13 protein-coding genes are annotated in these 17,477 nt (G+C 74.3%); 4 read left to right on the top strand and 9 right to left on the bottom strand.

Annotation, left to right across the window (positions count from 1 at the left end):
* Positions 1–2: 2 nt before the first annotated feature.
* From J3P38_RS02790 to gatC, 5 genes are all read right to left on the bottom strand, one after another.
* Positions 3–1,676, bottom strand: a complete 1,674-nt coding sequence (locus J3P38_RS02790; RefSeq protein WP_210438331.1) for a prenyltransferase/squalene oxidase repeat-containing protein — start codon at positions 1,674–1,676, stop codon at positions 3–5.
* Positions 1,677–1,984: 308 nt separating this feature from the next.
* Positions 1,985–3,394, bottom strand: a complete 1,410-nt coding sequence (locus J3P38_RS02795; RefSeq protein WP_210502614.1) for a prenyltransferase/squalene oxidase repeat-containing protein — start codon at positions 3,392–3,394, stop codon at positions 1,985–1,987.
* 118 nt (positions 3,395–3,512) lie between these two features.
* Positions 3,513–5,009, bottom strand: coding sequence for an Asp-tRNA(Asn)/Glu-tRNA(Gln) amidotransferase subunit GatB (gene gatB / locus J3P38_RS02800; protein WP_210438333.1), 1,497 nt, complete (start codon positions 5,007–5,009; stop codon positions 3,513–3,515).
* Positions 5,006–6,538 carry an Asp-tRNA(Asn)/Glu-tRNA(Gln) amidotransferase subunit GatA gene (gene gatA / locus J3P38_RS02805; protein ID WP_210502615.1) on the bottom strand — a complete coding sequence of 511 codons (1,533 nt, stop codon included), beginning with the start codon at positions 6,536–6,538 and terminating at the stop codon, positions 5,006–5,008. Before gatA ends, gatB begins: the two co-directional genes overlap by 4 nt.
* Positions 6,538–6,837, bottom strand: coding sequence for an Asp-tRNA(Asn)/Glu-tRNA(Gln) amidotransferase subunit GatC (gatC, locus tag J3P38_RS02810; protein ID WP_210438335.1), 300 nt, complete (start codon positions 6,835–6,837; stop codon positions 6,538–6,540). Before gatC ends, gatA begins: the two co-directional genes overlap by 1 nt.
* A gap of 181 nt (positions 6,838–7,018) precedes the next feature.
* Here gatC and J3P38_RS02815 point away from each other — a divergent pair, with 181 nt between their 5' ends.
* The 3 genes from J3P38_RS02815 to J3P38_RS02825 are packed head-to-tail and all read left to right on the top strand — an operon-like array spanning position 7,019 to position 10,172.
* A complete protein-coding gene (locus J3P38_RS02815) occupies positions 7,019–8,575 on the top strand; it encodes a N,N-dimethylformamidase beta subunit family domain-containing protein (protein ID WP_210502616.1) in 1,557 nt (518 codons plus the stop codon).
* Positions 8,576–8,610: 35 nt separating this feature from the next.
* Positions 8,611–9,261, top strand: coding sequence for a hypothetical protein (locus J3P38_RS02820; protein ID WP_210502617.1), 651 nt, complete (start codon positions 8,611–8,613; stop codon positions 9,259–9,261).
* Positions 9,258–10,172 (top strand): LCP family protein, encoded by a 915-nt coding sequence (locus J3P38_RS02825; RefSeq protein WP_210502618.1) that lies wholly within the window; start codon positions 9,258–9,260, stop codon positions 10,170–10,172. The genes J3P38_RS02820 and J3P38_RS02825 overlap by 4 nt, the downstream gene beginning before the upstream one ends.
* Positions 10,173–10,187: 15 nt before the next feature.
* On the opposite strand, the gene J3P38_RS02830 is transcribed toward J3P38_RS02825, so the two are convergent.
* The 4 genes from J3P38_RS02830 to ligA all read right to left on the bottom strand — a co-directional run bounded on the left by J3P38_RS02830 (position 10,188) and on the right by ligA (position 16,602).
* Positions 10,188–10,832, bottom strand: a complete 645-nt coding sequence (locus tag J3P38_RS02830) for a response regulator (RefSeq protein ID WP_210502619.1) — start codon at positions 10,830–10,832, stop codon at positions 10,188–10,190.
* A 28-nt stretch (positions 10,833–10,860) separates the two neighbouring features.
* Positions 10,861–13,098, bottom strand: a complete 2,238-nt coding sequence (locus J3P38_RS02835; RefSeq protein WP_210502620.1) for a sensor histidine kinase — start codon at positions 13,096–13,098, stop codon at positions 10,861–10,863.
* A 49-nt stretch (positions 13,099–13,147) separates the two neighbouring features.
* Positions 13,148–14,410, bottom strand: a complete 1,263-nt coding sequence (locus J3P38_RS02840; RefSeq protein ID WP_210502621.1) for a calcium-binding protein — start codon at positions 14,408–14,410, stop codon at positions 13,148–13,150.
* A gap of 65 nt (positions 14,411–14,475) precedes the next feature.
* On the bottom strand, positions 14,476–16,602 hold the full coding sequence (ligA, locus tag J3P38_RS02845) for an NAD-dependent DNA ligase LigA (RefSeq protein WP_210502622.1): 2,127 nt from the start codon (positions 16,600–16,602) through the stop codon (positions 14,476–14,478).
* Positions 16,603–16,776: 174 nt separating this feature from the next.
* Between ligA and J3P38_RS02850 the strand changes: the two genes are divergently transcribed.
* Positions 16,777–17,403, top strand: a complete 627-nt coding sequence (locus tag J3P38_RS02850; RefSeq protein WP_210502623.1) for a TetR/AcrR family transcriptional regulator — start codon at positions 16,777–16,779, stop codon at positions 17,401–17,403.
* Positions 17,404–17,477 lie beyond the last annotated feature (74 nt).

The following is a 17,477-nucleotide window of genomic DNA, read 5'->3' on the forward strand; positions in this document are numbered from 1 at the left end:
GATCACCTCCTGCGGATCCAGAACGTCGTGCGGGCGGGCTCCGCTCCGCGAGCGGTCTGGGTAGCGACGACCCGCAGTCGCTTCTTCCCCAGCACGGCCCGGGCCGGCTTGGTGAGCCTCGTCTTGACGGTGGCCGTCGCGCCCGGCGCGACGGTGTAGGACGACTTCGCCAGCACCAGCGTCCGGCGCTCGCCGCCGGCGAGCTCCACCTTGCGGGCCGAGCGCAGCTTGAGCCTGCCGGCGCAGGGCCGGGCGGCGTCGCAGGCGATCTCGACCTTGACGACGTCGTTGTTCTTGACCCTGACGACCTTCGGGACGGACAGCTCCCCCGTCGCCGGGGCTGCCGGCGTGGCGGGAGCCGGCGTGACGATCGCCGCCGTGGTCGACGTCGTCGTGCCACCCAGGGTGGCCAGCGTGAACGTGCGCGCTGCAGCCCCTGCCGGCAGGACGAAGGAGACGACGAGGTCGGATCCGGTGCCGACGACGCGGCGGGCGTCGCCGCCGAGGCTCACGCACGCCTGCTCACCGGCCGCGAGCCCGCGCACGGTGGCGGCGACGGTGGTCCGCTCCGCAGCGCTGACCGGGGTCGAGATGGACAGCGGCTCGGTCGCCGCGGGCGCCCACCGGAGGACCGGCGCGGACTGGAAGGTGGCGCGGCGCCACTTGTCCCGCACCGTGGAGCTGCCGGCGATGCCGTCGGTCCGGGCGGCGGAGAGGTCCGCCACGTTGTAGGCGACGGCACCCGTCGGCGCCTGGCTCGCACAGGCGCCGGCGTCGGCGACCTGCATGCTCCGGGTCCAGACGGCGGCGCGCGCCGCGGACGTCGAGCGGCCCACCTCGCCGAGGGCCCAGCCGGCGAGTCCCGTGCTGTTCGCGTTGCTGCCAGGGGTCGAGGCGTCGCCCTCGAAGGAGCCGTCCGACTTCTGGACGGACTCGAGCCACTGGGTCGCGAGCGCGACGGCGGCGGCCACCCGGGTCGAGCCGATCCCGGACGCGCGCAGCGAGATGACGGCCAGAGCGGTCACGTCGGCGCTCGGGACGTCGCCGCACTCGGTGGAGCCGAGGGTGAAGAGGAAGTACCCGGCCGGGCACTGCTGGGCCAGGAGGGCCTGCGTCGCAGCGCCCGCCTCGTCCGACCCTGCCCGTGCGAGGGCCTCGACCGCGAAGGCCTGGCCGATGGTGTTGGCGTAGTCGGAGAAGCTCGTGTCGTCGCCGATCACGCCGGTGGCGTCGTCGGTGAGGTCCTCGAGCTGCGCGACCAGGTCCACGTTGTCGTACGCGGTCGCCGCGTCGCGGCCGACTCGCCCCGCGAACGCCGCAGCCTTGGCGGTCGCGTTCGCGTAGCGGCCCTGGCCGAGGTACTCGTTCCCGGGCCAGGAGTACTCGTCCGACGTGACGTACCCGTACGGGTACGCCTCGGAGGTGACGAGGGCCGGCTCGATCCGGTCGGCGACCAGCTCGGCCCCGGCGGTGTCGCCGATGGCCTCGAAGGCCAGGCCCGCGTCGATGCTCAGGCCGATGTCGGCGAAGTCGCCCACGGCGATGCCGTCGGTGAGCTGGCTCGCGATCCAGTCCCCCGCGAGGCGGGTGGGCGTCATGGGCGCCGCGCCGGCGGGCGCCGCGACGAGAGTGGTGGCGGCGACCGCGATGGCGGCCAGGCCGGAGAGGAGCTTCATGGTTCCTTCCCCCGCTGCGACAACGAGGGAAGGCGGCGTGCGCCGCTTCGCCCCGCTGCATTCCTCGACAGCGATGGTGGTCAAGACGCGTCGAGGCGGGTGTTCCGGCTCGCACGGGATGACTCCCGTGCCCACGGTTGCGGGTCAGCGCCGGATTCGGACCGGCTTTCCCCAGCTCGGGCGTGTGTGGTGCCGACCCGGACGGGCGCGGCGCGCGCAGCCTAACCCGCGCACGGCCCCCCACGCACGTCGGCCCGGCGTCCGGGGACGCCGGGCCGACGGCTCGGTCGCGGGTGTGACGCGTGGGGTCAGTTGCGCACCCGCAGCGACGTACGCGCGACGTCGTCCGAGGTCTTCACGAGCGCGACTCGGCGCTGGTTGCCGGTCGGCAGCTGCAGCCGGCGCACGATCTTCTCGCCGGACTTCTTGCCCGTCACGCGCAGGAAGTCGCCCTTGACCTGCATGCAGGCGCTCTCGCTGGGGGCGAGGCCGTAGACCCGGAACTGCACGCGGTCGCCCGCGCGGGCCTCGCGACGCACCGAGACGATCCGGAGGCGGTCCTTGCTCGCCGGGGCGAACTGGAGGCCGAGGATCGCCTGCGAGGTGGCCCGTCGCCACTCGTCACGGGCGTCTGCGGGGATGCCGGACGTCTTGGCCCCGTTCACCCGGTCCTTGCGGTAGGCCACCGCGCCGGTGTCCTTGGTGAGTGCCGTGCGGCACTTGTACTTGTCGACCGGCTGGTTCTTGCGCACCCACAGCGCCGCCTTGAGCGCGGCGTCGCGCTTCTTCAGCAGCCCCAGGGCGTAGCCGCCGATGGCGGTGGAGTTGGTGTTGATCTCCGCCGTGCCGGCGCCGCCGCGGATGGCGCCGCTGCCGCGCTGCCGCGCGGCCAGCCAGGTGCCGGCCTTGGCCAGGGCGGCCTGGACGGCGGGGCTCTTGTCGCCCGACTCGACGAGGTTGATCACCGCGAGGGAGGTGGCGTCGGGGTCGGCCTCGCTGCCGGCGACGCCCTCGGTGCACGACTGGTTGGGCACGTCGGCCTTGGCGAAGTTCAGCCGGAACCAGCCGGAGGGGCACTGCTGCTTGAGCAGGGAGTCGCGGGCCGCGCCGGCCTCGGTCGAGTTGGCGAGCGTCAGGGCCCGCACGGCGTACGACTGACCGACCACGTTGGCGTAGTTGCCGAACTCCGACTTGTCGAAGATGCGGCCCGCGAACGCAGCCGCCTGCGGCTGCGCGGCCGGATCGGCCGGCACGTCGGCGGTGCGCTCCTCGAGGCGGGTGATGAGGTTGATGCCCCCGTAGCTGGTCGGGTTCCTCTTCGCGGTGCGCGCGAAGGCAGCGGCCTTGGCCAGGGCGCCGGCGTAGGACTCCTTCGTCCCGTCGCCGACGTACTCGCCGATGCGGGGCTCGAGGGCGTTGTTGATCGCCGTGACGGTCGAACCCTGGCCGGCGACGGTCGAGAGCGCCATGCCGGTGTCGATGGTGAGGCCGAAGTCGGGGCCGTAGGGACCCGTCATCAGGCCGTTGGTGAGCTCCCCGGCCAGCCACTGGGCGGCGATCGTCGAGGGGGTGCTGTCGGTGTTGGCCAGCGCACGGGCGGACCGCAGGGCGGGGGACGGCTCGGCGGAGGCCGGGGCCGCGGTGAGCACGCCGGCCCCCAGCACGGCGCTCGTCAGGGCGACGGTGGCCGTCCGGAGGGGTCGATTCAGATGGTGCATGACTTCCTTCCCGCTCGCCGAGGACCGCGGGCGGCGAGCGCCCGTGCAGTCCCCCGAGTGGTGCGAGCGTTGGTTGGTGATGTGACCAATGTGACTCGCCAGCACCCTAACAAGTTGTCTAGACCGTCAACTTCTCCAGAATCAGCTCCCGGACGCGGCCGGCGTCGGCCTGGCCGCGCATCTCCTTCATGACTGCGCCGATGAGCGCCCCGGCGGCGGCGACCTTGCCGTCGCGGATCTTGTCGGCGACGTCGGGGTTGGCGGCGATGGCCTTGTCGACGGCGGCCCCCAGGGCGCCGTCGTCGGACACCACGGCCAGCCCGCGCTTCTCGACGACCTCGTCGGGGGTCCCCTCGCCGGCGAGCACGCCCTCGAGGACCTGGCGGGCCAGCTTGTCGTTGACGACCTTCTCGTCGACCAGCGCCTGGACCCGGGCGACGTCGGTCGGGGTGATGGGCAGGTCGACCAGGTCGACGCCGTCCTCGTTGCTGCGGCGGGCGAGCTCTCCGAGCCACCACTTCCGCGCGGCCTGCGGGGCCGCTCCGGCCGCGATGGTCTCCTCGACGAGCCCGAGCGCGCCGGCCCCGACGGTGTCGCGCATTTCGAGGTCGCTGAACCCCCACTCCGCCTGGAGCCGGGCGCGGCGGGCCGTCGGGTTCTCCGGCAGCGTGCCGCGCAGCTCCTCGACCCACTCGCGGCTCGGCGCGACCGGCACGAGGTCCGGCTCGGGGAAGTAGCGGTAGTCCTCGGCGTCGGACTTGGCCCGACCACTCGTGGTGATGCCGGTGTCCTCGTGCCAGTGGCGCGTCTCCTGCAGGATCGAGCCGCCGCCGCTGAGGATCGCCGCGTGCCGCTGCATCTCGTAGCGCACGGCGCGCTCGACGGAGCGGAAGGAGTTGACGTTCTTGGTCTCGGTGCGGGTGCCGAGCACGCCGCTGCCCTTGGGCGAGAGCGACAGGTTGACGTCGGCGCGCAGGTTGCCCTGGTCCATGCGGGCCTCGGAGACGCCGAGGGCGACGATCAGCTCCCGCAGCTGCGCCACGTAGGCGCGGGCGACCTCGGGGGCCCGCTCGCCGGCGCCGAGGATGGGTCGGGTGACGATCTCGATCAGCGGGATGCCGGCCCGGTTGTAGTCGACGAGGGAGTGGTCGGCGCCGTGGATGCGGCCGGTGGCCCCGCCGACGTGCAGCGACTTGCCGGTGTCCTCCTCCATGTGGGCGCGCTCGATCTCGACCCGGAAGGTCTCCCCGTCCACGTCGACGTCCATCCACCCGTCGAAGGCGATGGGCTCGTCGTACTGCGAGGTCTGGAAGTTCTTCGGCATGTCCGGGTAGAAGTAGTTCTTCCGGGCGAAGCGGCACCACTCGGCGATCTGGCAGTTGAGCGCGAGGCCGATGCGGATCGCGGACTCCACGGCCTTGCCGTTGACCACCGGCATCGCGCCGGGCAGGCCCAGGCAGGTCGGGCAGACGCCGGCGTTGGGCTCCCCGCCGAACTCCGCGGGGCAGCCGCAGAACATCTTCGAGGCGGTGTTGAGCTCGACGTGCACCTCGAGGCCGAGGGCGGGGTCGTACGCCGCCAGCACGTCGTCGTAGGCCATGAGTGTCTCGGTCATCGGGATCCCTCGGGGGTCGCGGCACCCGCGAGCTCGGGCGCCTTGTCGAGCAGCGGGCCGCCCCAGGCGGCGGTGTGGAGCGCCTCGAGGGCGGCACCGACCCGGTAGACGCGGTCGTCGGCCAGGGCCGGTGCGAGCACCTGGAAGCCGCTGGGCAGGCCGTCCTCCTCGGCGAGCCCGTTGGGGATCGAGATCCCCGGGACGCCGGCGAGGTTGGCCGGGATGGTGGCGAGGTCGTTGAGGTACATCGCCATCGGGTCGTCGAGCTTCTCCCCCAGCCGGAACGCCGTGGTCGGCGCCGTCGGCGAGACGAGGACGTCGACCTGCGCGAAGGCGGCGTCGAAGTCGCGGCTGATGAGGGTGCGGATCTTCTGCGCCTGCCCGTAGTAGGCGTCGTAGTAGCCGGAGGACAGCGCGTAGGTGCCCAGGATGATGCGGCGCTTGACCTCGTCGCCGAAGCCCGCGTCGCGCGTCGCGCGCATGACCTCCTCGGCGCTCGGGTCGCCCTCGGGGACCACGCGCAGGCCGTAGCGCATCGCGTCGAACTTGGCGAGGTTGCTCGACGCCTCGGCCGGCAGGATCAGGTAGTAGGTGGCCAGCGCGTGCACGAAGGAGGGGCACGACACCTCCACGACCTCGGCGCCGGCCCGGACGAGCAGCTCGACGGACTCGTCGAAGCGCGCCATCACGCCGCGCTGCCAGCCGTCGCCGGCGAGCTCGGTGATGACCCCGACCCTGACGCCGGTCATGTCGCCGGCGGCGCCGGCACGGGCGGCCTCGGTGAAGGACGGCCACTCCTGCTGGATCGACGTGGAGTCGCGGGGGTCGTGCCCGCCGATCACGTCGTGCAGCATCGCGGCGTCGAGGACGGTGCGGGTGACGGGGCCTGCCTGGTCCAGGCTGTTGGCCAGCGCCACGAGGCCGTAGCGCGACACGCCGCCGTAGGTCGGCTTCACGCCGACGGTGCCGGTGACCGCACCGGGCTGCCGGATCGACCCACCGGTGTCGGTGCCGATGGCGAGCGGCGCCTCGAACGCGGCGACCGCCGCGGCGGACCCGCCGCCGGAGCCGCCCGGGATGCGGTCGAGGTCCCACGGGTTGCGCGTGGGCCCGTAGGCGGAGTGCTCGGTGGAGGAGCCCATGGCGAACTCGTCCATGTTGGTCTTGCCGAGGATCGGGAGGCCGGCGTCGCGCAGGCGCGTCACGACGGTCGCGTCGTAGGGCGGCACCCAGCCCTCGAGGATCCTCGAGCCGCAGGTGGTCGGCAGTCCCCTGGTGGTCAGCACGTCCTTGACCGCGATCGGCACGCCGTCCAGCACACCGCGCGCCTCGCCGCGGGAGCGGCGCGCGTCGGACTCGGCGGCCTGCGCGAGCGCTCCGTCGCGGTCGACGTGGAGGAAGGCGTGCACGGCGCCGTCGACGGCCTCGATCCGGTCGAGGTGCGCCTCGGTGAGGTCGGTCGAGGTGACGTCGCCGGCCGCGAGCGCCTCGGCCAGCTCGGCGGCGGTGCGGCGCACGGTCTCGCTCATCAGGCCTCCTCGCCGAGGATCCGGGGGACGGAGAAGCGCTGGTCCTCCACGGCGGGCGCGCCGGAGAGCGCCTCCTCGGCGGTGAGCCCGGGCACCACGACGTCCTCGCGGAAGACGTTGGTCAGGGGGATGGCGTGCGAGGTGGGCGGCACGTCGTCGCCGGCGACGCCGTTGATGGAGGCGACGGAGTCCAGGATCACGCTCAGCTGGGGCGCGAGGTGATCGAGCTCGGCGTCGGAGAGGTCGATGCGGGCGAGCATGGCCAGGTGGGCCACCTCGTCCCGGGAGATCTCAGGCATGGGAGTGATCCTAGGTCCCCGCCCCGCCCGCCTCCGCGCCCGGTCGGGACGGGGGCCGGGACCGGTGTCGTGTTCGTCCCGGACCGGCGGGACCGCCACCACGTGTGCCGGGACCAGCGCCGGCCGGAACGTCGGCTGCACGGTGCGCGGACGGTCCGTCGCCCGGGGCGAGGTGGTCACGATGAGGGCACGGACGGTGGCGGCGACGGTGGCGGTCCTGGCGCTCGGGCCGCTCGTGGGGGCGTGCGGAACGGCGTCGCGGATCCCCCAGCCGGAGTCGGTCGCGTCGCCCCCGGCGCCGGCCGCCGCCACGAGGGGCACGGCGCCACGCAGGCCCCGGGCGCCCGAGCGACGCGGCAGCGAGGACTGGCGGGTCACCAGGCAGGCGCTGCGCGGCGAGGTGGCGGCGTACACCACCCGGGCGAGCGGCGTCCCCGGGACCCGCGTCGGGCTCAAGGTGTCGACGACCGAGGGCGGCTGGGAGGCGTCGGCGTTCCGCATCGGCTCGTACGAGGGCGGCACGGGCGCGCTCGTCTGGGAGTCCGGCTCCCGCGTGGGGCGCGAGCAGCCGGGGCCGGTGTTCCGCCCCTACGCGACGCGCACCGTCGTCGCGCCCTGGAAGCGGGACCTGACGGTGGACACCAGCGGCTGGGAGCCCGGCTTCTACGTCTTCCGGCTGCGGACGGACACCGGCTGGGAGACCCAGGTCCCGTACGTCGTCACCTCCCCCTCGGCGGCGGGCACGGTCGCCCTCGTCGCGCCGGTCACCACCTGGCAGGCCTACAACCAGTGGGGCGGCTACAGCCTGTACGCCGGCGCGGACGGCGACACCCGCAGCCACGCGGTCAGCTTCGACCGGCCCTACAACGGCGCGACCGGGGCCAACGACTACCGCACGGCCGCCCTGCCGATCGTCGTGGGCGCGGAGGCGACCGGCGCCCCGCTGTCGTACTTCACCAACGTCGACCTCCACACGACCCCCGGCGCGCTGGACGGCGCCCGCGGCTACGTGTCGATGGGCCACGACGAGTACTGGACGCCCACCATGCGGCGGGTCGTGCTGGACGCGCGCGACGCGGGCACCAACCTGGCCTTCCTCGGCGCCAACACGATGTACTGGCGGGTCCGCCTCGCGCCGGGAGCCGGCGGCCCGGCCCGCGTGGTGGTCGGCTACCGGCACGACGCGCACCTCGACCCGCTGTACGCGCAGGGCTCGCCCGAGGCGACCGCCCTGTTCCGCGACCCGCCGGCGCCGCGGCCCGAGCACGACCTGCTCGGCATGCAGTACGAGTGCTACCCGGTCGACACGGACTACGTCGTGGTGACCCCCGGCTGGTGGGGGTTCCGCGGGACGGGGGTGCGCCGCGGGGACCACGTCCACGGACTGGTGGGACCGGAGGCCGACCGCGTCTACCCCGACGCCCGGCTGCCTCGCCCCCTGCAGGTCCTCGCCCACTCGCCGTACTCCTGCCGCGGCGTCACCACGTCGTCGCAGTCGGTCTACTACTCCATGCCGTCCGGGGCCGGCGTGTTCACCGCCGGGACGCTGCGGTGGGGATGCGCGATGGTGGACCGGTGCGAGCGGCCCCTGGGGAAGGACACCCAGCGGTTCACCCGGACGGTCACCCACACCCTGGTGCGCGAGTTCGCTCGCGGCCCCGTCGGCCGACGCCACCCCGCCCGGGACAACGTCGACGCGTTCGACCTGCCAGCGGTCAACACGGTCCCGGCGAGTTGAGGCAGGCGGCGGGTCCGTCGGCCATGATGAACGACATGGGCCTCCCGCGACGCCGCACCGGCGGCACGGCCTCCGCTGCGGCGGTGGTCGTGCTGGTGGCCCTGCTCGCGGCCGGGTGCACGACGCAGGCCCCGCCGGACGAGCAGGAGACCCCGCGGTCCGCGGCGCTGCACGTCACGACCGTCGCGGGCGCCGGCCGCCTCGACGAGCAGACCCGCGCCGACCTCGAGGGTGCCGTCGGCGACGTGCTGTCGGCGTACGTCGTCGAGGCCTTCCTCGGCGACTTCCCGCGCGAGGAGTTCGTCCGGTCCTTCGAGTCGTTCACCAGCGACGCCGCCCGCGAGGCCGCCGGTGACATCCGCGTGCTCACCGCCGCCGGCGTCCCCGACGCGACCGCGGTCCGGGCCACCGAGCTCGACGCCCGGCTGTCCTTCCTCACCCAGGGGGGCACCGTGCACGCGGGCACCGCGAACGTCCACTTCGCGTTCGAGGCCACGATGGAGGACGGCAGCACGCGCCCGCTCACCCTCGACGGCCGGTTCCTCATGGAGTCCGGGAGCGAGGCCTGGTCGGTGTTCGGCTACGACGTGCGGTTCGACGGCGGCGACGGCGGGACCGTCGAGGGCTCGTCCGCGGGTCCGTCCGGGGGTCCGTCCGGGGAGTCCTCGTCGGGGACGGCGTCGTGAGGACCGCGCTGCGAGCGGTGCGCCGGGGAGCGCTGCGACTGGCCCTGCTCGGCGCCGTCGTGCTGGTGGTCCCCGACGGGTCGGTGCACCCGGCCACGATCAGCCTCACCACCGTCGGCACCGCGAAGGCGGTCGACAACGGGGACGACGTGCTCTGGGTCCTCGCGCTGGGGTCCGAGGCCGGGCCCGGCGAGGACGTGATGGAGGGACTGACCGACGCCGTGCAGCTCGTCGGCGTCCGGCCCGAGACGGGCCGGGCGACCGCGATCGGCCTCCCCCGCGACCTCTACGTCGCGGACCGTGGGGCGCGGCTCAACACGGTGCTGGCCCGGGCCGGCGTCGAGGGCGTGGCCGTCGAGGTCGAGCGGCTGCTGGGCATCGCTCCCGACCTCGTCCTGGTGACCGGGACCGAGGGCTTCCTGTCGATGATGGGCACCGTCGGTCCCGTCGAGGTCGACTCGCCGATCCGCTTCGACACCGAGGACGGGGAGGTGGAGATCCGACCCGGCAGCAACACCCTCGACGCCGACCAGGCGCTCTCCTACGCGACCACGCGCGACACCCTCCCCCTGCGCAGCGACTTCGCGCGCGCCGCCAACCACCAGCGGCTGCTGCTCGGCGTGCTGGCCCGGCTGCGTGCCGCCGAGGACGACGAGGGGTACCTCGAGGCGGTCACCCTGTCGGCCCTCGGCGGCCTGGAGACCGACCTGTCCCCCGCCGAGGCGTTCCGGGTCATCGCCTCGCTGACCACGGTGGATCCCTCGCGTACCGACGCCTGCATCATCCGCGGCACGTTCGGGGACGAGTCCGGGGCCGCGGTGGTCTACCCCGACGAGGACCAGGCGGAGGCGGTCGGCCGGGACGCCCGCGACGACGCACGACTGCAGGGCGGGTGCCGCGACGCCGGGTGACGTGCCCGGTGGCGCTCAGCCCAGGCCGGCCTCGCGGGCCTTCACGATCGCCTGTGCCCGGTGGGCGACCTGCAGCTTGGTGAAGATGTTGCTCGCGTGGTTGCGGACGGTCTTGATCGACAGGTCCAGCTGCCGGGCGATCTCGGCGTTCTCCTTGCCCTCCGCGATCAGCCCGAGCACGACCCGCTCCCGGTCGGTGAGGTCGGGGAACGCGTCGCCGGTCGGGCGCGTGCGGGCGCCGGCGAAGTAGGCCATCATCCGGTCGGCGATCCCCGGCCCGAAGATCACCTCGCCGGCCCCGACGGCCTGCACGGCGCGGATGATCTCGGCGCGCCGGGCGCCCTTGAGCAGGTAGCCGCGCGCCCCGGCGCGCACGGCGGCGAAGACCGACTCCTCGTCCTCCATCATCGTCAGCACCAGCACCCCGATGTGCGGGGAGGAGCGGACGATCCGGGTCGTCGCGTCGATGCCGTTGACGCGGGGCATGTGCAGGTCCATGAGGACGACGTCGGGCTGCAGGTCGAGCGCCATCGCGACCGCGAGCGCGCCGTCCGCGGCGGTGCCGACCACCTCGATCGCGGGCGTGGCGGCGAGCAGCGCCTCGATCCCGCGCCGGAACTCCTCGTGGTCGTCGGCGACCAGCACCCGGTGGGGCTCCATCGCGACCACCTCCTCCCTCGTGGGTGCCTCACCGGTCCTCGAGCGGCAGGCGTACCCCGACCCGGGTGCCGCCCCCGGCAGCGGGCCCGACCTCGATCGAGCCGCCGAGCTCCTCGGCACGCTCCCGCATCGAGGACAGGCCTACACCCGCGCGGCGGTCCGGAGCCAGCCCCCTGCCCGTGTCGACCACCTCGATCCGCAGGTCGGGACCGACGCGCGCGAGCCTGACGGTGCACCGGTCGGCCTCGCTGTGCCGCTGCACGTTGTTCACGGCCTCCACGACGATCCGGTAGGCGGCGACCTCGACGGCTGCCGGCAGCGGCTCGAGGTCGTCCTCGGCCTCGACCGTCCACGGCACCGCCACCGGCGCCGTCGGCGAGCCGTGCTCGGCCGCGCGGTGTCGCAGGGCCGAGACGAGCCCGAGCTGGTCGAGCGCGGGCGGACGCAGGCCCTCGACGAGGCGACGCACCTCGGCGATGCCCTCCCGCGTCTGGTCGGACAGCCGCGCCACCAGGTCGGCTGCCCGGTCGGGGTCCTCGTGGACGAGGTCGGCCGCTCCCTCGAGCCGCATCGCCAGCGTCGCGAGCGAGGGGCCCAGGCCGTCGTGGAGGTCGCGGCGCAGCCGTCGCCGCTCCTCCTCGCGCGCAGCCACCAGCCGTTGCCGGGCGAGCTGCAGCTCGCGGTTCGTGCTCACGGCCTGGACGAGCGTCCCCACCTGCGTTCCGACGTCCTCCAGCAACCGCTGGTCCCCCGGGCCGAACGGGTCGTGTCCCACGTCGACCTCGACCTGCAGCCGTCCGATCGTGCTCCCGCCGACCGTGAGGTCGATGGTCGCGGGGGTGCCGTACGCCGTCCCGATGGACACGGAGACCGGCTCGGAGGCGCCGGTGCCGACGACGTCGACCGCGGCGTAGGACAGGTGCAGCCGGCGGACCAGCAGCTCCAGCATCTCCCGGAGCGCGTCCTGGGGCGCGGTGACGGCGTCGAGGCGGCGCAGGTCGGACACCACCCGGTCCGGGAACTCGCGGTCGCCGTAGACGAGCCGTCGCACCGTCCGCCGCACTGCGACCGCCACCGGCAGGAGCAGGAGCGCGAGCAGCCCCCCGGCGAGCACCGAGCCGACGTCGACGTCGGTCGCGACGTCGACCGCGCGCGCGGCGCCGACGAAGGCGGCGGCCACCACCGTGAGCACCAGGGCCTGCACCAGCCCCCGGCGCACCCGCGGCTCGACGTCCTCGAGGCGGGACCGGGCGACGGCCGCGGCGACGCAGGCCACGACGAACCCGCCGGCGAGCAGCACCAGCAGGTCGCTCCGCACGAGAGGCGCACCACCGACCAGGGCGGGCAGGGGGCCGAGGACGAGCCAGCCGCCGACGCCGGCGGCCAGGCCGAGCAGCACCAGTCGCGTGGCCAGCACGTCCCCGCGGCTGCGGGCCCGGGCGTGGGCGAGGGCCGCAGCGGCGGCGAGGGCGGGGACCGCGGCCGCCAGGGCGGGGGCGGCGACCGTCGTGAGGACGCCGGGCCGCTCGGCGGTGGAGGCCGCGCCGACCCGGACGGCGAGCCACGCGGCGTACCCGAGGAGCGGGACGACGGCGAGGGCGCCGGCCCTCCAGCGGGCGCGGCCCTCGGGACGGGTGGTCAGCGCGACCGAGAGCACCAGCGCGACCATCCCGAACGCCGCGAGCGCCTCCGACCCGGCGCGGGGCCACACCCCGCGCCCGCCGGCGAGGTCGACCACGCCGGTGCCGAACGGCGTGGAGGCGACCGCCGCCGGGAGCAGCGCCGTGCTCGCCAGGAAGGCGCGCGCCGAGGCCGACGCCGACCTCAGCCAGAACACCACCGAGCCCGTCGCGAGCAGCAGCGCGGCCAGCAGCGGGACGTGCGGCGACGACCGGAGCGCGGGGCCGACGGGGTAGGTACCGAGGGTGACCTCGACCTCCTGGACCAGGTCGAGACCCTCGCCGGGGCGGCGCACCTCGTAGCGGACCACGTCGCCGACCTCGCGGCGCACGTCGCCCGGGCTCGCGAGCCAGTCGGCGAGCGGTCGTCCGTCGATGCGCTGCACCGCGTCGCCGGGCTGCAGCGGCGTCGCACCGTACGTCGTCGCCACCCGCACCGAGTCTCCCCACTGCGGACCGGTGCCCGGCACCAGCCGCGAGGACAGGGCGGTGCCGTCCGAGGGTCCGGCCAGCAGGGCGAGCAGCACCCACGAGGCGGGCACGGCCCAGGCTGCTGCGACCACGAGCAGCCTGCTGGTGCGGGACATGGTGGCATCGTGCCCCGCTGCACCGCCCCCGGGAAGCGCGCGGGCGGCGTCAGCAGCTCGAGCGCTTCTCCGCTGCCTTGCAGGCGTCGTTGCCCCCGCGACCACGGGCGATGTCGAAGCCCTTGCCGCCGTCGAGGCGGTCGGGCCGGCGCGAGCCCGTCATGACGTCCGCGCCGCCGCGGCCGTAGATCCTCGCGCGGTGGTCGGGGTGGGCGGTGATGACCTCGGAGTCGTTGCTGCCCTTGAAGACCGACGAGGTGTTGGCCGGCAGCTGCACGTCGCTGAAGCCGGAGATGCGGCCCACGAGGGTGTACGGCTGGAGGTCGCGGATCGTGGCCCTCGTGAGCTGGTCGATGCGCAGCGTCGGCTTCAGGGCCGGGTTCGGGACCGGGAGGAGGCGCAGGCGGTCCTGGCCGCCGTTGCCCTTGGCCACGAAACCGGACTCCACCGGGAGGGGGAACGTGATCGTGTCGACGCCGCTCCCGCCACGGAAGGCCTGGTGGAGCGACGACGTGGTGCCGAGGACGTCGATGCCGCTGCTGCCGACGAACAGGTCGGCGCCGACGGTGCCGCTGAGGGTGTCGTCGCCGGCGTCGCCGTAGAGGCGGTCGTTGCCGCCGGTGTCGTCGGCGGCGTCGGCCACGACCGTGTCGTCGCCGCCGCGACCGAAGATCGTGTCGTCGCCGCCGCGGGCGTAGATGGCGTCGGCGGAGTTGGTGCCCTTGACCGTGTCGGCGTGCGGCGACCCGACGAGCCGGACGCCGCCGCTGTAGCCGGTCACCGTGTCACTGCCCTCGGCGGTGATGGGGACGGTGTGGCTGGCGCGGAAGTCGACGACCACGGGGGCGCTCGCGTGGACGTACGTGACGCCGTCGAGCACCACGGGGGCGCCATCGGTGGCCGGACGCGGGTCGTGGCCGAGGTCGATGGTGTCGTTGCCGGGCCCACCGGCCAGCGTGTCGCCACGCTTGACGACCCGGCCGAACCGGTCGAGGCGCACGAGGTCGCTCTCGCCGAGGAGCCGGTCGTTGCCCTCGCCGCCGAGGATGGTGTCGGCGCCGTCGCCGCCGCACACCACGTCGTTGCCGCCGAGGCCGCGGACGACGTCGTTGCCGCCCCGCGCCACGACGACGTCGCGGCGGGCAGTGCCGGTGATCGTGTTGGACCGGTCGTTGCCGACGATCGTGGCCCGGAGGCCGCCGCACGTCGGAGCGGCCGCCGGGGCGGCCTGCGCCGCCGTGGTCACGGCGGGCGGTGCCGCGAGCGTGGTGGCGGCGACCAGCGCGGGGACGAGTGATCGGACGAGACGCATGCTGACTCCCGGGGATGGTCGTTCTCGGTCTCCTCCTGCATCCTGCGCGCCGCGGACGCCGAGCGCTAGACCTGCAGGGCGTCCGGCCCCTTCTCGAGCAGCGTCGTGAACTGCTCCTCGTCGAGGATCGGCACGCCGAGCTGCTCGGCCTTGTCGGCCTTGGAGCCGGCGTTCTCCCCCACGACGACGTAGTCGGTGTTCTTCGACACCGAGCCGGCGGCCTTGCCGCCGCGACTGATGATCGCCTCCTTGACCGAGTCGCGGGTGTAGCCCTCGAGGGACCCGGTGGCCACGATCGTCAGTCCCTCGAGCGTGCGGGGAACCGACTCGTCGCGCTCGTCGGCCATCGGGAGGTGCCGCGACCACTTGGTGACGATCTCCTGGTGCCACGGGACCTCGCGCCACTCCACGACGGCCGCCGCGATCGTGGGTCCCACGCCCTCCGTGGCGGCCAGCTGCTGCTCGGTGGCCGCCGCGATCGCCTCCCAGGAGCCGAACTCCTGCGCCAGCGCGCGCGCCGCCGTCGGCCCGACGTGGCGGATCGACAGGGCGACCAGCACGCGCCACAGCGCCGCTCCGTGCGCCTTGTCGAGGTTGTCGAGCAGCCGCCGCCCGTTGGCAGACAGCTGGGGGCCCTCCTCGCCCTTCTTGGGGGCGCGGGTGAACAGCGGCGTCGTGAGCAGCTTGTCGGCGTCGAGGTCGAAGACGTCGCCCTCGTTGGTGATGGCCCCGGAGTCGAGCAGCGCGCTCGCGGCCTCGTAGCCGAGCCCCTCGATGTCGAACGCCCCACGACCGGCCACGTGGAAGACGCGCTCGCGCACCTGCGCCGGGCACTTCTCGTGGTTGGGGCAGCGCAGGTCGCGGTCGCCCTCCTTCTGCTGGGCCAGGGTCGAGCCACAGGCCGGGCACTCGGTCGGCATCACCCACTCGGCGAGCCCCTCGGGCCGCAGCGGCAGCACGGGGCCGACGATCTCGGGGATGACGTCGCCGGCCTTGCGCAGGATCACGGTGTCGCCGGGGCGCACGTCCTTGCGACGCACCTCGTGCGCGTTGTGGAGGGTGGCCTTCTCGACGGTCGAGCCGGCGACGCGGGTGGGCTCCATGCGACCGAACGGCGACACCCGGCCGGTCCGCCCGACCTGCACCTCGATCGCGAGGAGCCGGGCGTTGACCTCCTCGGGCGGGTACTTGAAGGCGATCGCCCAACGGGGGGCGCGCGAGGTCGATCCCAGGCGACGCTGGAGGGCCACGTCGTCGACCTTCACCACCACGCCGTCGATCTCGTAGGGGACGATCGAGTGCCGGTGCTCGCCGGCGTGCGCGATGTAGTCCTCGACCTCCCCCAGCGACCCGACCACCCGGACCTGGTCGGAGGTCGGCAGCCCCCACGCGGCGAGGGCCTCGTAGGCGTGGGACTGGGCCTTCGGCTCGAAGCCGCGGCGCTCCCCGAGGCCGTGGCAGACCATGCCGAGGGCGCGGCTCGCGGTCACGCGGGGGTCCTTCTGGCGCAGCGACCCCGCGGCGGCGTTGCGAGGGTTCGCGAAGGCGGGGCGCCCCGCCTCGGTCATCGCCACGTTGAGGCGCTCGAAGGCCTCGACCGGCAAGAACACCTCGCCGCGCACCTCGAGCAGCTCGGGGACCGGGAACTCCTCGGTGCCTCTCAGGCGGTGCGGCACGGCGTCGATGGTCTTCACGTTGGGGGTCACGTCCTCCCCCGTGCGACCGTCACCGCGGGTCAGGGCACGCACGAGACGGCCCTGCTCGTAGAGCAGGTTGATCGCCAGGCCGTCGACCTTGAGCTCGCACAGCAGGGCGGGCGGGTCGATCCCGTCGCGCAGGATCCGCGCGTGCCAGGCCTCGAGCTCGTCGGAGGTGAAGGCGTTGTCGAGGCTCTCCATGCGCTGGAGGTGGTCCACGGCGGTGAAGTCCGTCGACACCGCGCCGCCGACCTTCTGGGTCGGCGAGTCCGGCGTGCGGAGCTCGGGGAACTGCTCCTCGAGCGACTCGAGCTCGCGCAGCCGCGCGTCGAAGTCGGCGTCGGACAGCGTCGGGGCGTCGAGCACGTAGTAGCGCCAGCGAGCGTCCTCGACCTGCTCGCTGAGCTCCCGGTGGCGCTCGCGCGCCTCGGGCGGGGCACTGGCGACGTGGGTGTCGGCCTCGGTCACGGCGACGGGCTCCTCGGGCGTGCTCATGGCCACAGTCTGCCGGTCCGCGCCGACACCCGGCACGTCGCTCGCCGCGACGGCCGGCCGCGCCCTGGTCTGGACCGGACGGAACGCAGGCGTTCCGTCGGAATAGACCGCGCCGCCCGCGGCGTTGGGCGAAACGAAACGGTTTCGTTTCACCGAACCGGGCGGAGAGGACGCATGACCCCGACGGAGACCGGCACCCGCCCGCGCGTGGCGGGCGAGCGCGAGATGGAGATCTACCAGGCGACCCTCCAGGTCCTCGACGAGGTGGGCTACGACCTGTTGACCATGGACGCCGTCGCCACCCGCGCCAAGGCGTCCAAGGCGACGCTCTACCGCCGCTGGAAGGGGAAGCCGGAGCTCGTCGTCGCCGCGATCCTGGCCTACAAGGGCGAGTCCGTCGTCCCCGACACCGGCAGCCTCCGCGGCGACCTCCTCGCGGCCTACTGCGGCGGCGACGGCGGCCTCGGCGACCCGCTCGCCCGGTCGGTCCTCTCCGCGGTGGTGACCGCGATGGCCCGCGACCCCGAGTTCGCCGAGGTCTACCGGCGCGACTTCATCGGCCCCAAGATCGAGACGTCCCGCGCGATCTACGAGCGCGCACGCGAGCGCGGGGAAGTGCACCCGGACGCCGACCTGGCGGTCCTCGCGCCCGCCCTCGCCGGGATCGTCCTGCACCGCGCGTTCCTCCTCGGCGACGCCGTGACGCCCGAGCTCGTCGGGCGCGTGCTCGACGAGGTCGTGCTGCCGGCCGCCCTCCACGGCCCGGTCGCGTCCGGGTCCCGCCACTCCCGGCCGTCCTGACCGCCGGCCCCGACCCACCCCACTCGACCCCACTCGACTCGACTCGACCCGCACGCTCTCCCGAAGGAAGTCCC

Origin of the sequence: Nocardioides xinjiangensis (assembly GCF_017916455.1) — a bacterium.
Taxonomy (GTDB): domain Bacteria; phylum Actinomycetota; class Actinomycetes; order Propionibacteriales; family Nocardioidaceae; genus Nocardioides; species Nocardioides xinjiangensis.

Bases quoted from the DNA above. Each gene is read 5' to 3' on its own strand.
- J3P38_RS02820 (WP_210502617.1), top strand. From the start codon at position 8,611: ATGGGCCTCCCGCGACGCCGCACCGGCGGCACGGCCTCCGCTGCGGCG.
- gatB (WP_210438333.1), bottom strand. From the start codon at position 5,009: ATGACCGAGACACTCATGGCCTACGACGACGTGCTGGCGGCGTACGAC.
- J3P38_RS02840 (WP_210502621.1), bottom strand. From the start codon at position 14,410: ATGCGTCTCGTCCGATCACTCGTCCCCGCGCTGGTCGCCGCCACCACG.
- J3P38_RS02830 (WP_210502619.1), bottom strand. From the start codon at position 10,832: ATGGAGCCCCACCGGGTGCTGGTCGCCGACGACCACGAGGAGTTCCGG.
- J3P38_RS02795 (WP_210502614.1), bottom strand. From the start codon at position 3,394: ATGCACCATCTGAATCGACCCCTCCGGACGGCCACCGTCGCCCTGACG.
- J3P38_RS02850 (WP_210502623.1), top strand. From the start codon at position 16,777: ATGACCCCGACGGAGACCGGCACCCGCCCGCGCGTGGCGGGCGAGCGC.
- gatC (WP_210438335.1), bottom strand. From the start codon at position 6,837: ATGCCTGAGATCTCCCGGGACGAGGTGGCCCACCTGGCCATGCTCGCC.
- J3P38_RS02815 (WP_210502616.1), top strand. From the start codon at position 7,019: ATGAGGGCACGGACGGTGGCGGCGACGGTGGCGGTCCTGGCGCTCGGG.
- ligA (WP_210502622.1), bottom strand. From the start codon at position 16,602: ATGAGCACGCCCGAGGAGCCCGTCGCCGTGACCGAGGCCGACACCCAC.
- J3P38_RS02835 (WP_210502620.1), bottom strand. From the start codon at position 13,098: ATGTCCCGCACCAGCAGGCTGCTCGTGGTCGCAGCAGCCTGGGCCGTG.
- gatA (WP_210502615.1), bottom strand. From the start codon at position 6,538: ATGAGCGAGACCGTGCGCCGCACCGCCGCCGAGCTGGCCGAGGCGCTC.
- J3P38_RS02790 (WP_210438331.1), bottom strand. From the start codon at position 1,676: ATGAAGCTCCTCTCCGGCCTGGCCGCCATCGCGGTCGCCGCCACCACT.